10 protein-coding genes are annotated in these 14,937 nt (G+C 71.2%); 7 read left to right on the top strand and 3 right to left on the bottom strand.

All coding sequences use genetic code 11. From position 1 onward, the window contains the following. Nucleotides 1-21 precede the first annotated feature (21 nt). The gene (gene secA / locus ACTHL4_RS15120) at nt 22-2,751 is read left to right on the top strand and encodes a preprotein translocase subunit SecA (RefSeq protein ID WP_440283591.1); all 2,730 of its coding nucleotides are present in this window, start codon (nt 22-24) and stop codon (nt 2,749-2,751) included. 11 nt (nt 2,752-2,762) lie between these two features. Here the strand turns inward: secA and ACTHL4_RS15125 are convergent, their stop codons facing one another. Both ACTHL4_RS15125 and ACTHL4_RS15130 read right to left on the bottom strand, forming a co-directional pair. After that, nucleotides 2,763-3,302: an Rv3235 family protein gene (locus tag ACTHL4_RS15125; RefSeq protein ID WP_440283592.1), complete on the bottom strand. Its 540-nt coding sequence runs from the start codon at nt 3,300-3,302 to the stop codon at nt 2,763-2,765. Continuing rightward, nucleotides 3,299-4,117 (bottom strand): LysM peptidoglycan-binding domain-containing protein, encoded by an 819-nt coding sequence (locus ACTHL4_RS15130; protein ID WP_440283593.1) that lies wholly within the window; start codon nt 4,115-4,117, stop codon nt 3,299-3,301. Before ACTHL4_RS15130 ends, ACTHL4_RS15125 begins: the two co-directional genes overlap by 4 nt. A 111-nt stretch (nt 4,118-4,228) precedes the next feature. Between ACTHL4_RS15130 and ACTHL4_RS15135 the strand changes: the two genes are divergently transcribed. Then, nucleotides 4,229-4,801 carry a hypothetical protein gene (locus ACTHL4_RS15135; protein WP_440283594.1) on the top strand — a complete coding sequence of 191 codons (573 nt, stop codon included), beginning with the start codon at nt 4,229-4,231 and terminating at the stop codon, nt 4,799-4,801. A 25-nt stretch (nt 4,802-4,826) separates the two neighbouring features. Here the strand turns inward: ACTHL4_RS15135 and ACTHL4_RS15140 are convergent, their stop codons facing one another. Further along, nucleotides 4,827-5,045: a helix-turn-helix domain-containing protein gene (locus ACTHL4_RS15140; protein ID WP_440283595.1), complete on the bottom strand. Its 219-nt coding sequence runs from the start codon at nt 5,043-5,045 to the stop codon at nt 4,827-4,829. 245 nt (nt 5,046-5,290) lie between these two features. On the opposite strand from ACTHL4_RS15140, the gene ACTHL4_RS15145 reads away from it, so the two are divergent. From ACTHL4_RS15145 to ACTHL4_RS15165, 5 genes are all read left to right on the top strand, one after another. Then, nucleotides 5,291-5,977 (top strand): hypothetical protein, encoded by a 687-nt coding sequence (locus ACTHL4_RS15145; protein ID WP_440283596.1) that lies wholly within the window; start codon nt 5,291-5,293, stop codon nt 5,975-5,977. Further along, nucleotides 5,977-7,314 (top strand): AAA family ATPase, encoded by a 1,338-nt coding sequence (locus ACTHL4_RS15150; protein WP_440283597.1) that lies wholly within the window; start codon nt 5,977-5,979, stop codon nt 7,312-7,314. The genes ACTHL4_RS15145 and ACTHL4_RS15150 overlap by 1 nt, the downstream gene beginning before the upstream one ends. An 18-nt stretch (nt 7,315-7,332) precedes the next feature. Beyond that, a complete protein-coding gene (locus tag ACTHL4_RS15155) occupies nt 7,333-8,784 on the top strand; it encodes a WS/DGAT/MGAT family O-acyltransferase (protein ID WP_440283598.1) in 1,452 nt (483 codons plus the stop codon). Continuing rightward, a complete protein-coding gene (locus ACTHL4_RS15160) occupies nt 8,781-9,221 on the top strand; it encodes a DUF6912 family protein (protein WP_440283599.1) in 441 nt (146 codons plus the stop codon). The genes ACTHL4_RS15155 and ACTHL4_RS15160 overlap by 4 nt, the downstream gene beginning before the upstream one ends. Nucleotides 9,222-9,333: 112 nt before the next feature. Then, the gene (locus tag ACTHL4_RS15165) at nt 9,334-14,841 is read left to right on the top strand and encodes an ATP-binding protein (protein ID WP_440283600.1); all 5,508 of its coding nucleotides are present in this window, start codon (nt 9,334-9,336) and stop codon (nt 14,839-14,841) included. The last annotated feature ends 96 nt before the right edge of the window (nt 14,842-14,937 follow it).

The following is a 14,937-nucleotide window of genomic DNA, read 5'->3' on the forward strand; positions in this document are numbered from 1 at the left end:
TCAAGCTGATCTGGAGTTTTCGTGCCGAAGGTTGTCGAGAAGGTTCTGCGTGCCGGCGAGGGCCGCACCCTCAAGAAGCTGCAGGCGTATGCCGCGCAGGTCAATCTGCTGGAGGACGACTTCGCGGCGCTGACCGACGCGGAGCTGCGCGAGGAGACGGACAAGTTCAAGAAGCGGCTGGCCGATGGTGAGACCTTGGACGACCTGCTGCCGGAGGCGTTCGCGGCGGTGCGCGAGGCCAGCAAGCGGACGCTCGGCAAGCGGCACTTCGACGTGCAGCTGGCCGGTGGTGCGGCGCTGCACCTCGGCAACGTGGCCGAGATGCGCACCGGTGAGGGCAAGACGCTGGTGGCGACCCTGCCGTCATACCTGAACGCATTGACCGGCAAGGGTGTGCACGTCATCACCACCAACGACTACCTGGCCGAGACGCAGGCCGAGCAGATGGGCCGGGTGCACCGGGCGCTCGGGCTGGAGACCGGGTGCATTCTGGCGTCGATGACGCCGGACGAGCGCCGCGTCGAATACGCCAAGGACATCACCTACGGCACCAACAACGAGTTCGGCTTCGACTACCTGCGCGACAACATGGCGTGGTCGGACGCCGAGCTGGTGCAGCGCGGCCACCACTACGCCATCGTCGACGAGGTCGACTCCATCCTCATCGACGAGGCCCGCACCCCGCTGATCATCAGCGGCCCGGCCGACGAGGCGACCCGCTGGTACGTCGAGTTCGCCAAGATCGTCACCCACCTGAAGCGCTCGCCGAAGAAGGAGAACTCCCTGCCCGGCGACGGCGACTACGAGGTCGACGAGAAGAAGAAGACCGTCGGCCTGCTGGAGTCCGGCATCGAGATCGTCGAGGATCTGCTGGGCATCGACAACCTCTACCAGGCGGAGAACACCCCGCTGATCGGCTACCTGAACAACGCCATCAAGGCCAAGGAGCTGTTCAAGAAGGACAAGGACTACGTCGTGATGAACGGCGAGATCCTCATCGTCGACGAACACACCGGTCGTATGCTCGCCGGCCGGCGCTACAACGAGGGCATGCACCAGGCGATCGAGGCCAAGGAAGGCGTCGAGATCCAGAACGAGAACCAGACGCTCGCGACGGTGACCCTGCAGAACTACTTCCGCATGTACGACAAGCTCTCCGGTATGACGGGCACCGCCCAGACCGAGGCCGCGGAGCTCTACCAGATCTACAAGCTGGGCGTCGTGACGATCCCGACCAACAAGCCGATGATCCGTAAGGACCAGCCGGACCTGATCTACCGCACCGAGAAGGCGAAGTTCAAGGCGGTCGTCGACGACATCGTGGACCGGCACAAGGAAGGTCAGCCGGTGCTGGTCGGCACCACCAGCGTGGAGAAGAGCGAATACCTCTCCGAGCAGCTGCGCCGCAAGGGCGTCCCGCACGAGGTGCTCAACGCCAAGCACAACGAGAGCGAGGCCGCGATCGTCGCGCAGGCCGGTCGCAAGGGTGCGGTCACCGTGTCGACCAACATGGCCGGCCGCGGCACCGACATCATGCTCGGTGGCAACCCCGAGTTCATCGCGATGGCGGCGCTGAAGCGCAAGGGTCTGTCGCCCGAGGAGACCCCGGACGAGTACGAAGACGCCTGGGACGACGCGCTGGCCAAGGCCGAGAAGGCCGTTGCCAAGCAGCACGAGGAGGTCGTCGAACTCGGTGGCCTCTACGTCCTCGGCACCGAGCGGCACGAGTCCCGCCGCATTGACAACCAGTTGCGCGGTCGCGCCGGGCGCCAGGGCGACCCAGGCGAGAGCCGGTTCTACCTGTCGCTACAGGACGACCTGATGCGGCTGTTCAACGCCGCGATGGTGGACCGCTTCATGCAGACCGCCAAGATCGAGGACGAGGTCCCGATCGAGTCCAAGATGGTCAGCCGCTCGATCGCCAGCGCGCAGAGCCAGGTCGAGGCCCAGAACTTCGAGATCCGCAAGAACGTCCTGAAGTACGACGACGTCCTGAACCGCCAGCGCGAGGTCATCTACGGCGAACGCCGCAAGGTCCTGGAGGGCGAGGACCTGGAGACCCAGGTGCGCCACTTCATCAACGACACCGTCGATGCGTATGTCGACGGGGCGACCGCCGAGGGATTCTCCGACGACTGGGACCTCGACAAGCTGTGGGAGGCGTTGCGTGAGCTCTACCCGGTCTCGATCACCGAGGCCGAGATCGAGGAGGAGGTCGGCGGCCGCGCCGGCCTGCAGGCCGATCTGCTGGCCGAAGAGCTGCGTTCGGACGCCCAGCACGCGTATGACGCCCGGGAGAAGGACCTGGGCGAGCGGGTCAGCCGTGAGGTCGAGCGTCGCGTCGTCCTGACCGTCCTGGACCGCAAGTGGCGCGAGCACCTTTACGAGATGGACTATCTCAAGGAGGGCATCCACCTGCGGCAGTACGCCCAGCGTGACCCGCTGGTGGAATACCAGCGCGAGGGTTTCGCGCTCTTCGGCGCCATGAACGACGCGATCAAGGAGGAGTCGGTCCAGCACCTGTTCCACGTGCAGGTCGACCCCGAGGAGATCGCGGCGTCGCTGCCCGCGCCGAAGGAGAAGATGACCTTCTCCGCACCGGGCGAGGACGGGACGGCCACCGCGCACGAGGTCGACGACGACGGCCGGGTGGTCGGCGAGGACGACTCGAAGCTGCCCCGCGCCCAGCGCCGCGCCAAGAAGAAGGCGAAGAAGAAATCCGGCAAGGCGAAGGCCAAGTCCAGCAGCTGAAGCAGTCGCCGTCAGCCCAGCTCCATCGCCGTGACCATCCAGCGGCCGTCGACGCCGACCATGCGCAGCGCCATGGCGCGCACCCGGCCGTCGTGCTGCACCACCACGCTGGCCTCGACGACCCCGTCGTCCGGCTCGCACAGGTGCACCCGGCGGACCAGGGACCGGTGCAGCGGTCGCGCGCCGCGTCGCTTGGCGATCACCGAGCGGGCGTTGACGCGTTCGTAGATCAGCGGGCTGACCCAGCGGGCGACCTGAGCGGGTGAGCGCACGCCCGTCATGCATTCCAGCAGGGCGCCGGCCATCCGCTGCAGCCAGGCGCCCGGCTCGGGCAGCGACTGACTGCGGGTGGCCTGCGGACCGAACTGCGGGTCGGCGTCCTCGGCGTTGAGCACCACCCGCAGGGCCGGCTGCGAGTAGCTGCGATGCCGGTTGCGCGACGCCGCGACGACGTCGTCGTACAGCGTGTCGACCGCGCATTCGTCCAGCGCGGGCGGCTGCCATCCGGAGGCGGGGGACAGGTGCAGCGGCCCGGTGGCGGCGAGGCTCATCGGTTGCTTCCTTCCAGTGCGGGCTGCGGCCGTTGCAGGCGGGTGCCGATCTGCAGCAGGTCGGGGTCGTCGCCGATGGTGTCGCGGTTGGCGGCATACCAGCGGGGCCACTCGGCGGCGATCGCCCGAGCGTCCGCGTGAGGTCCGAGCTGCGCGGCGGCGATCGACCAGAGCGTGTCCCCGCGATGGACGACGACCTCACCCGAGTCGTCGGCGACCGGGCGCCCGGTGACCAGAGGTGCGCAGTCGCGGGCCAGTTGGTCGGTGCGGGCCGGCTTGTCCGGCACCCAGCCCGGTGCCGGCACCTCCGGCTCCGCGCACGGACCGCCGCCTGCGGGGACGCCGGCGTGCTGGACGGTGAGTGCTGCCGGCGGCACCTGCACGGAGGCTGTGGCCGTCGTCGGTGTCGTGGCAGCCAGCGCGGGTGCCGCGGTGGACAGGCCGGACAGCGTGGTCAGTGCGAGCAGGACGCCGGCCACCCGGGCCACCAGGCCGCCGGCGCGGCCACCCGCCGGCGGCCCCGAACACGCCGCCTCGCCGGCGGAGCCGGTCGCGCCGCGCAGCACGGTGCCGGCCGCCAGCGCGACCAGCAGCGCCGCCCACAGCAGAGCCAGCACCAGTGCCGCCCACAGCAGCACCGGCAGGGCGTCGAGGGTGCGCACCGTGCTGCGGTGGTCCAGGCGGTGGAGCTCCCCGAGCATGCCGTGCCACGCGACGTATGCCGCGACGACCGCCGCCAGGGCCGCGGCGGCGCCGAGCGCAGCGGCGCGCACCCGGTGCCGCCCCGTCGTGTCCTTCGTCGCTGTCCCGTCCATGCCGTCCTCCCTCGCCGATGACCGAATGCACCCAATCAGCATCAAAGTGCATCAAACAACATCAAGTGACATTGAATGCACTCAAGCACACTTATCTGCTGTTGTCCATCGATGACCTGCGTGGCCCGCTACGGTGGCGGCGTGCGCTGGCAGGAGTTGTTCGCGGATCTGGAGGCCCAGCTGCTGGCCGAGCAACGGCGGGAGCTGCAGGCCGAGGTCGCCGACCGCACCCGCCGAGAGCGGGCCCAGGTCACGGTGCTGGACCGCGCCGCACGGTCGCTCGGTGGCGTGGTGACCGTCGTCACCGGGGCCGGCGCGGTGCGCGGCACGCTGGACGACATGGGCAAGGACTGGCTGTTGCTGCAGGAGCAGGGACGGCACGCGGCTCTGGTGCCGATGGGCGCGGTGACGGCGATCATCGGCCTGGCGGCGCGCAGCGACGACGATCGGGGATGGGGCCGGCGGTTCGGGATCGGTGTGGCGCTCCGCGCGGTCGCCAGGGACCGGGCACCGGTGGCGATCCACGACATCGCCGGTGGCCTGGCGACCGGGACGATCGACAAGGTCGGTGCGGATCACCTGGACCTGGCCGAGCACCCCGCCGACGCGGTGCGCCGGCAGCGGGCGCTCACCGGGCACCGGATCGTGCCCTTCCCGGCCCTCGGGATCGTTCGCCGGGCCTAGCCGCGTCTGCGCGACCTGACCGCTGTCAGCTCTCCTCGTCGCCGAAGTCGCCGGCGGCGACCCGCGCCTGGGCATCGGCGTATTGCCGCTGGATGTAGGACTCGAGCTCGGTGAGCTCGATGCGCCACGACTTGCCGACCTTGATCGCGGGCAGCTCCCCGCTGGTCACCAGTCCATAGGCCTGGCGGGAGGAGATCGCGAGGGTCTCGGCGACGTCGGCGATGGAGACGAAGCGCGCTGGCACGGATGCCCTCCTTGTGGTGCGAGTGGGTGTGGCGGTGCGGATGACGGTGCGGCGGGTGTGCGAGGTGAGGTGGCGCACGTCCATTGTGGCGCATTCGCGACTGCCGTCCGCGGACTGCCTGTGGACAAACGACCCGCAGCCCGACCGGAGTCCTTACAGTGCTTGCAGTCGTCCCGGCCGCTGTCATCGGACCACCCGGTGCGACACAACGGAGGTACTGCTCCGGAGGCAAGGGGAGAGAGCACGTGGAGAGTCGACGTCATACCGCAGCGGACGAGCTGCCCACACCGGCCGCGCATCGGCTGCAGCGACCGTCCTGGCGTGACAGCCGACTGGTCGTCGGCGTGCTGCTGGTGCTGGTCGCGACCATCGGCGGTGCCGCGGCGTTGCGACACTACGACAACTCGATCGAGGTCCTGCAGGCGGCACATCCGCTGGTGCCGGGCCAGCGGGTCGCCGCCTCGGACGTGCACGCGGTGAAGGTCCGCATTGACAAGGCCGACGGCACCTACCTGCGCGCGGACGACCCGCTGCCCACCGGTGAGGTGCTGCGCGAGGTGCGCTCCGGCGAACTCGTGCCGCGATCCGCCGTCGGTGCCGGTGGCACGGTCCGGGTCAAGGCGGTCGCCCTTCCGGTCGACGCCGCCCAGTCGGCCAATCTCGTCAAGGGCTCGATCGTCGACGTGTGGATCTCGCCCCAGCAGCAGAACAACGTCGGGAAGGACTCGTATGCCGCCCCGACCCGACTCATCGACCGGGCCGTCGTGGCCCGGGTCCCCGGCAAGGGCGGTGGCTTCTCGGTCGCGTCCGACAGTGGTGCGGTGCACGTGCTCGTGCCCGACGACAAGGTCGCCGCAGTGTTGGGCGCGGTCAATCAGGGGGCGAAGGTCGACCTGGTGCCGGCCGCCGGCTCGCCGCTCAAGGGCGACTGATGGCCACCTCGGCGGTCACCGCGATCGGTGCCGCGCACGAGGCCGCCGTGGCGGCCGCGCTCGGGCAGGCGCGGGACGTGCGGCTGGTCCGGCGGTGCGCGGACGTCGCGGATCTGCTGGCGATCTGCACGGCTGGCCGCGCCGACGTCGCGCTGATCTCGGCCGACTTCAACGGCATGGACCGCAGCACCATCGCTGCCCTGCGGACCGCCGGCGTCGGCGTGGTCGGCGTCCACCGGCCGGGCGCGGAGGACGAGCAGCGGGTGCTGCAGCAGTGGGGTGTGCGCACCCAGGTCGCGGTCGGCGCGACGCCGGGGGACTTCGCGGCGGCCGTCCTCGCGGTCACCGACGCGGACCCGTCGGCGGTTGACGCACCGGACCCGGACGCCGATCCCACCGCGTCGCTGGAGACCGAGCTGGCTGCATTGTCCGGCGACGGCCCCTACCTGCCGCGCGAGCCGGTGTCCAGCGGGGAGCAGCACGGGGAGCGCCCGCCACGCGGCGGCGCCACCGTCGTCACCGTGTGGGGTCCGCTCGGCGCGCCCGGGCGCACCGTCGTCGCCGTCAACCTGGCGGCCGAAGCGGCCCGGCTGGGTGTGCCGACGCTGCTCGTCGACGCCGACACGTATGCCGCGTCGATCGCGCAGCATCTCGCCCTGCTCGACGAGGCTCCGGGCGTCGCCGCGGCGACCCGGCTGGCGGACGCCGGCCACCTGGACCTGCGATCGCTGGCCTCGGTTGCCCCGGAGGTGAGCGCTGGGCTGCGCGTGCTCACCGGCCTGCCCCGGGCGGACCGATGGCCCGAGCTGCGCGACGACGCGCTGCAGGCGGTCCTGGAGCAGTGCCGGCAGCTGGTCAGGCTGGTCGTCGTCGATGTCGCCGCACCGCTGGAGCAGGACGAGGAACTCAGCTACGACACCGCGGCGCCGCGGCGCAACGCCGCGACCCTGGCGGCGCTCGGTGCCGCGGACACGGTCCTCGCCGTCGGTGCTGCGGACCCGGTCGGCCTGCAGCGGCTGGTGCGCGGTCTGGACGAACTGCGCGCCGTGTGCTCGCAACCGCCGAGGGTCGTCGCGAACAAGGTCCGGGCCGCCGCGGTCGGTGCCGGACCGGAGCAGCGGGTCACCGAGGCGCTGCAGCGGTTCGCCGCCGTCACCTCGCCGGTCATCGTCCCGGACGACCGGCCGGCGCTCGACGGTGCGCTGCTGGCGGGTCGGGTCCTCGCCGTGCACGCCCCCGGTTCGGCGGCCCGCAAGGCGATCGCGGCGCTGGCGGCGGACCTGACGGGTGTCACCGCGACCAGCCGCCGCAGTTGGTTCGCCGCCCGCAGGTCGTGATCGTGCGAGCATGTGGCCGTGGCTGACCGACTGAGTGCCCTCGACGCGTCCTTCTACTATCTGCAGGACCGTTCGACGCCCATGCACGTCGGGTCGGTGATGATCTTCGAGGGACCGGGCCGCGACCGGCCCGACCCGCTCGACGGCGGCTTCGAGTACGAACAACTGGTCAGCCTGGTCAGCAACCGCATTGCGTTCGTGCCGCGCTATCGGCAGCGGGTGCAGCAGTTCCCGGGGCGTGTGCTGCCGCCGGTGTGGGCCGACGACGAACAGTTCGATGTCAGCTACCACGTCCGCAGGTCGGCACTGCCGAGGCCGGGCACCGCCGCCCAACTGGAGGAGTTCGTCGGCCGGATCCAGGCGCGCTCGCTGGACCCGCAGCGTCCGCTGTGGGAGCTCTATCTGATCGAAGGGCTGCAGGGCGGCCGCTTCGCGATCGTGACCAAGACGCACATAGCGCTGGTGGACGGCATACACGCCATCGACATCGGCCAGATCATCGTGGACCCGGAAGCGACCCGCGAGCACCCCATCCCGCAGACCTGGCGGGCGGCCCGCACACCCAGTGGTCTGGACCTGGCGCTGGGCGCCGCCGTGGAGGTGGTGCGCAACCCGCTCGCGGTGGCGCACCTCGCGGCCGGTGGCGTGCGCGGGGTCACCTCGGGTGCGCGGCGGCTGGCCCGGCACGGCACCGCCGGGCTGACCTCGGCGGCCGGTGTGCTGGCGCGCGCCGCCACCCGCCCCGCGCCGGACAGCCCGCTCAACCGCACTGCCAGCGTCCACCGTCGCTTCATCATGGTCTCCACCCGGCTGGAGGACTACCGGCGGATCCGGTCCCTGAGCGCGCAGACCGTCACCGTCCACGACGTCGTCCTGGCCACGATCACCGGGGCCCTGCGGGGCTGGCTGCTCGCTCGCGGCGAGGTCGTCCCCGCCGGCGAGAAGGTCCGTGCCCTCGTGCCGCTGAGCGTGCAACCGGAGGACGCGGATGGCCAGATGGGAGAGCAGGTCTCACCGATGTTCGTGGACCTGCCGGTCGGCGAGGCCCGCCCGGTGATGCGGCTGCACCAGATCGGCTACGCGACCAGCCAGCACCTCGACGGCGGTGGTGCGGCCATCGACGCCGCGTCCATCGCCGGCCTCGCCGGCTTCGCGCCGCCGACCCTGCATTCGTTGGGTGCCCGGGTCGGCAACGCCATGTCCCGGCGCATGTTCAACCTGGTGGTCACCAACGTGCCCGGACCACAACGCACCTTGTATGCCGGACAAGCGCCGATGGTCGAGACCTATCCGGTGATCCCGCTGCCCAAGGGGCAGACATTGTCGATCGGGCTGACGTCATACAACGGGCGCGTCGACTTCGGCCTGAACGCCGACCGTGATGCGATGTCCGACCTGGACCTGTTCGGCCAGTGCCTGGTCGACGCACTGGCGGAGCTACTGGACGAAACGGAGGCGCGCGAAATATGACGCAGCTGATCAGGACCTACGTGCCGCTGGACGGCGACGAGCTGCGCGCGCTGGCCGGGACCGGGGCGCTGCCGGACCGGACCCGCGCCGCGTTCGCGGTCACCGACCGGCTACGCGCGGCCGCACCCGGTGAGGACGACGAGGGCCTGGAATACCTGGCCACCCAGGACGCCGCGACCGACGCCGCTGCGCGCGACCTACGGGTCGTCGCCTCGGTGGACGTCGACGGCGACCGGGTCACCGACCGGTCGGAGTCGCCGGCAGCATCCGCCGTGGCGGTCACCGGTGCGCCACCGAAGCGGCGGGTGGCCAGCTTCCACCTGCTCGACCCGGCCGGTGAGCGCGACGTCGACGCAGATCTCGAGTTGTCCTGGTACGACGCCACCGAGCTGGCGCTGGTGCTCCGGGTGATCGACGACGGCAACGGGACTGCCTGATCCGCGATCGCTCGCGGTCTGTCCGGGATTTGTCCGGCCGATCGGTCGTCGAACACCGCTTTTCGGTGTGGGGACTGTGGAGTAACCCCTCGGAAGTGGCAGAGTCAGGCCTGTGCAATCCGCCCCACGAAACCTGACCCGCATCGCCATCGTCAACCGGGGAGAGGCCGCCATGCGGCTCATCCACGCCGTGCGCGATGTCAACGCCCGCCGCGCCCTCGACGGTGACGGCGCACCACTGCGCACGATCGCCCTCCACACCGACGTGGACTCCGGCGCGGCGTTCGTCCGCGAAGCCGACGAGGCATACCTGCTGGGTGCCGCGGCCGACCGGCCCTACCTCGACCTCGCCGCCCTGGAGCGTGCGCTGACCGAGACCGGTGCGGACGCCTGCTGGGTGGGCTGGGGCTTCGTGGCCGAGGACCCGGCGTTCGCGGAGTTGTGCGAGCGTCTCGGCATCACCTTCATCGGCCCGTCCGCCGAGGCGATGCGCCGGCTGGGCGACAAGATCGGCTCCAAGCTGATCGCCGAGGAGGTCGGGGTCCCGGTCGCGCCGTGGAGCCGCGGCGGGGTCGACACGCTGCCCGACGCGCTCGCGGCGGCGGACCGCATCGGCTACCCGTTGATGCTCAAGGCGACGGCGGGCGGCGGCGGCCGCGGCATCCGCAAGGTCACCGGGCCGGCCGAGCTCGAGGACGCCTACCAGCGCACCCGCGACGAGGCGGAGCGCGCATTCGGCAGCGGCGTCGTGTTCCTGGAGAAACTGGTCACCGGCGCACGGCACGTCGAGGTCCAGGTCATCGCGGACGGGCAGGGCACCGCCTGGGCGGTCGGCGTCCGGGACTGCTCGGTCCAGCGCCGCAACCAGAAGATCATCGAGGAGTCGGCGTCCCCGCTGCTGGACGCCCAGCAGGCGGACGAACTCAAGGCGTCGGCCGAGCGACTGGCCCTCGCGGTCGACTACCGGGGCGCCGGCACCGTGGAGTTCCTCTACCACCCGCAGGACCGGACGTTCGCGTTCCTGGAGGTCAACACCCGGCTGCAGGTCGAGCACCCGATCACCGAGACGGTGACCGGTCTGGACCTGGTGGCGCTGCAGTTGCAGGTCGCGGCGGGTGTCCCGCTGACGGGGGAGCGCCCGGCCGAGCGTGGCCACGCCGTGGAGGCGCGCCTCAACGCCGAGGACCCGGACCGCGACTTCGCACCCGCTCCCGGCCGGATCAGCCGGCTGGAGCTGCCGGCCGGGCCGGGCATCCGGGTCGACACCGGGGTCAGCGAGGGCGACACCATCCCGGCCGACTTCGACTCGATGATCGCCAAGATCATCGCGCACGGCTCCACCCGCGAGGAGGCCCTGGCCCGGCTGCGCCGCGCGATGGAGGAGACCACCGTCATCATCGAGGGCGGGGTGAGCAACAAGAGTTTCGTGCTGGAGCTGCTCGGTCAGTCCGAGGTGACCCGCGGCGAACCGACCTGGGCCGACACCGGCTGGATCGACCGGATGCGGGCCGAGGGCCGGCTCGCGGATCACCCGCACGCCGGTGTCGCGCTGGTCGCCGCCGCCATCGAGGGGTATGCCGAGCGGGAGCGCGCCGAGACGGCCGGGTTCCTGGACACGGCATACGGTGGCCGCCCGCAGTTGCACCACGACCCCGACGGCACGACCGAGCTGAAGCTGCGCGGCGAGACGTTCTCGGTCACCGTGCGTCGGGTGAGCCCCAGCGACTACTCGGTGAGCGTGTCCGGCGGGACCACGACGCAGACCGTCAGCGCGTCCCTGGAACGCCTGGACGAGGTGCACAGCCGGCTGCTGGTCGACGGCGAGGCCTTCCGGGTGGTCAGCGCCTCGCACGGTCCGGTCCAGCTGATCGAGGTCAACGGTGTCACCCACCGGATCAGCCGCGACGAAGGCGGCGTCATGCGCGCGCCCGCGCCGGCGCTGGTGGTCGCGACACCGGTCGCCGTGGGGGACGAGGTCAATGCCGGTGAGCCGGTGCTCGTGCTGGAGTCGATGAAGATGGAGACGGTGCTGCCCGCGCCGTTCACCGGGCGGGTCCGCGAGTTGCTGGTGCGCGCCGGCACCCAGGTGGAGACCGGTGCACCGCTGGTGCGGCTCGAGCCCACCGGCGACGACGCCGAGGTCGAGCGGGAGACCTCCGGGGCCGACCTCGGACTGCCCACCGACGGCCGGGTCCGCACCCGTGCGGAGCGTGACGCGGCCGCGATGAGCACGCTGCGCTCCGCGCTCATGGGGTATGACGTCAGCCCGCAGGACCGGTTGGCCACGTTGCACGCCTACCTGGACGAGCGGGACACCACGGCCGCGCCCAGCGACGACGAGCTCGCGCTGCTGGACATGTTCGCCGACTTCGCCGAGCTGAGCCGCAACCGGCCGGCCCGTGAGGAGTCGCACTCGGAGCTGCGGGTGCACAGCTCCCGCGAGCACTTCCAGACCTATCTGCGGACGCTGGATCTGGAGCGCGGTGACCTGCCGCAGTCGTTCCGGGACAAGCTGCTGCGCGTGCTGCGGCACTACGGCATCACCGAGCTGGACCGCACGCCCGCCCTGGAGCAGGCGCTGTTCCGGATCTTCCTGGCGCAGCAGGAGGTCGGGGACGTCGACATCGCGGTGCAGTTGCTGCGCAGCTGGTTGTCGGTCCCGGCACCGACTGACACCAGTAGCGCGCGGGCGCTGCTGGAGCGGGTGGTGCGCGCGACCCAGCGGCGCTTCTCGGTGGTCGGGGACCTGGCCCGTTCGGTGCGGTTCCGCTGGTTCGACCAGCCGATCGTCGACGACGAACGATCCAGCGTCCTGGGTGGTGTCGCCGACGAGGTCGCCGCACTGACCGACCCGTCGGCGCCGGACCGAGAGGCCCGGATCGGGGCGCTGACCGCCATACCCGAGCAGTTGGTCGGCTTCCTGCGTGACCGGCTGTATGCCGAACCCAGCACCATCGACAGCGCCTACGAGCCGTTGCTGGAGGTGCTGATCCGGCGTCACTACCTGGAGTACGACCTGCACGACCTGCAGGCCGCGCAGGTCCACGGCCGTCCGGTCGCGCGAGCCGAATACGTCTCCGAGACCCACGGGCAGACGCGGGTCGTGACCACGGTCGGCGACATCGGGCAGGCGCGGGACGGCTCGCTGTGGGCGGCGGTGGACGACCAGCTGGCCACCGACCACGACAGCGTCGTCGAGATCTACCTGCGGTGGGCGGACCTGCCCGGGCAGCCCGAGCAGGCCCGCGACCAGCTGCTGGAGCTGCTGGCGCACCGGTCGTTCGCGCACACCGTGCGGCGGATCTCGTTCGCGGTCTGTCCGGCGGCTCCGCACGCGGTGGACTACTTCACCTTCCGCCCCGCCGACGCCGGCTGGGTCGAGGACGACCTGGTCCGGGGCATGCACCCGATGGTCGGCCGGCGGCTCAACCTCTGGCGGCTGCGGGAGTTCGACGTCACCCGGCTGGAGGCGCCCGAGGACGTGCTGTTGCTGGACTGCGTCGCACGCAGCAACCCGGCCGACCGTCGTCTGGTGGCCCTGGCGCAGGTGCGGCAGCTGGCCGTCGTGCGCGACGAGGACGGCAACGTGGTCGCGCTGCCGCACGCCGAGCGGGCGGTCGAGAACTGCCTGGAGGCGATCCGCCGGGTCCGGGCCTCGCACGGCGGTGGCAGGACCCCGCTGGACGTCAACCACGTCTGGGTGACCGTCTGGCCGCCGGTCGAGGCGGACATCGCGCACCTGGCGGCGTTGCAGTCGAAGATCACGCCGCTGACCGAGGGAGCCGGCATCGAGGAGGTGCTGGCCCAGGGACGGGTGGAGAGCTCCGACGGCACACCGACCCAGATCGCCATACGCTTCCACGCGACGCCCGGAGCGGGTGTCGCCGCCGACGTGATCGAACCCCCGACCGAGCCGCTGGCGCCGCTGGACGACTACGCCGCCAAGGTGCTGCGAGCTCGTCGGCGCGGCCTGGTCTACCCCTACGAGCTGGAGCCGACGCTCGCCGGCGCCGGGTCGTTCGTGGAGTACGACTTCGACGACGGCGGAGCGCTGGTGCCGGTCGACCGGCCACGCGGCCAGAACACCGCGGGCATCATCGTCGGCGTGGTCACCACGCCCACCGAGCTCTACCCGGAGGGTGTCCGGCGGGTCGTGCTGGCCGGTGACCCGATCAAGTCCCTGGGCGCGCTGTCCGAGGCCGAGTGCAGCCGGGTGGTCGCGGCCATCGACCTGGCCGAGCAGCTGGCCGTCCCGGTCGAGTGGTTCGCCGTCTCCGCCGGTGCGCGGGTGTCGATGACCAGCGGCACCGAGAACATGGACTGGGTGGCTGTTGCCCTCAAGCGCATCGTGGAGTTCACCCAGGCGGGCGGCGAGATCAACATCGTCGTCGCGGGCATCAACGTCGGGGCGCAGCCCTACTGGAACGCCGAGGCGACGATGCTGATGCACACCAAGGGCATCCTCATCATGACCCCGGACAGCGCGATGGTGCTGACCGGCAAGCAGACGCTCGACTTCGCCGGCAGCGTGTCCGCCGAGGACAACCACGGCATCGGCGGCTACGACCGCGTGATGGGACCCAACGGTCAGGCCCAGTACTGGGTGCCCGATCTGGCGCAAGCGCTCGTGGTGCTGATGCAGCACTACGACCACACGTATGTCGTACCCGGTGAGCCGGGGCCGCGGCGTGCGCCGTCCGCCGACCCGGTGGACCGGGACATCTGCGACAGCCCGCACGACGGCGACTTCGACACCGTGGGTGACATCTTCTCCCGGGAGCTCAACCCGGACCGCAAGCGTGCCTTCGACATCCGCAGCGTGATGCGTGCGGTCGCCGACCAGGACCACATCATGCTCGAGCGGTGGGGGAGTATGGCGGACGCCGAGACCGCCGTCACGGTCGACACCCGGATCGGCGGCTATCCGGTCTCACTGATCGGCATCGAGTCCAAACCCGTTGCACGGCAGGGCTTCCCGCCCACCGACGGCCCGGACACCTATACCGCCGGCACGCTGTTCCCGCGGTCCTCGAAGAAGGTGGCGCGCGCCATCAACGCAGCGTCCGGCAACCGGCCGGTCGTCGTGCTGGCCAACCTGTCGGGTTTCGACGGCTCCCCGGAGTCGATGCGCAACCTGCAGCTGGAGTACGGCGCGGAGATCGGTCGGGCGATCGTCAACTTCCGCGGTCCGATCGTCTTCTGCGTGATCTCGCGCTACCACGGCGGGGCGTTCGTGGTGTTCTCCAAGCAACTCAACGCGCAGATGACGGTGCTGGCCGTCGACGGGTCGTTCGCATCGGTGCTCGGTGGTGCTCCGGCCGCGGCCGTCGTCTTCGCGTCGGAGGTGGCCAAGCGAGCCGCCGCCGACCCGGAGCTGGCACAGCTGCAGCAACGCTTCGACACCGCCGAAGGTGCCGAACGCGCCGCCCTGCGGGTCGCACTCGAGGAGTTGCAGGCGAGCCTGCGGGCCGCCAAGATCGCCGAAGTGGCCGCCGAGTTCGACGGCGTGCACAGCATCCACCGGGCGGTCGAGGTCGGCTCCGTCGACGAGGTCGTCGCCGCCGGCGAGTTGCGCCCGAAGATCGTGCGCGCGCTGGAGCGTGGTCTGCGGGTCGACTGACCCCGCTCGTACGGCGGGGGGGGGGCGGCGCCCCCCCCCCCGCCCCGCGCCCCCCCCCCCCCCAGCCCCCCCCCCGGCGACCCACCAAACAGACAG

Origin of the sequence: Flexivirga sp., from assembly GCF_051955415.1 — a bacterium.
Lineage (GTDB): Bacteria > Actinomycetota > Actinomycetes > Actinomycetales > Dermatophilaceae > Flexivirga.

Excerpts from the sequence above, each read along its gene's own strand:
- ACTHL4_RS15125 (WP_440283592.1), bottom strand. The coding sequence starts at position 3,302 with ATGAGCCTCGCCGCCACCGGGCCGCTGCACCTGTCCCCCGCCTCCGGA.
- ACTHL4_RS15130 (WP_440283593.1), bottom strand. The coding sequence starts at position 4,117 with ATGGACGGGACAGCGACGAAGGACACGACGGGGCGGCACCGGGTGCGC.
- ACTHL4_RS15135 (WP_440283594.1), top strand. The coding sequence starts at position 4,229 with ATGACCTGCGTGGCCCGCTACGGTGGCGGCGTGCGCTGGCAGGAGTTG.
- ACTHL4_RS15150 (WP_440283597.1), top strand. The coding sequence starts at position 5,977 with ATGGCCACCTCGGCGGTCACCGCGATCGGTGCCGCGCACGAGGCCGCC.
- ACTHL4_RS15160 (WP_440283599.1), top strand. The coding sequence starts at position 8,781 with ATGACGCAGCTGATCAGGACCTACGTGCCGCTGGACGGCGACGAGCTG.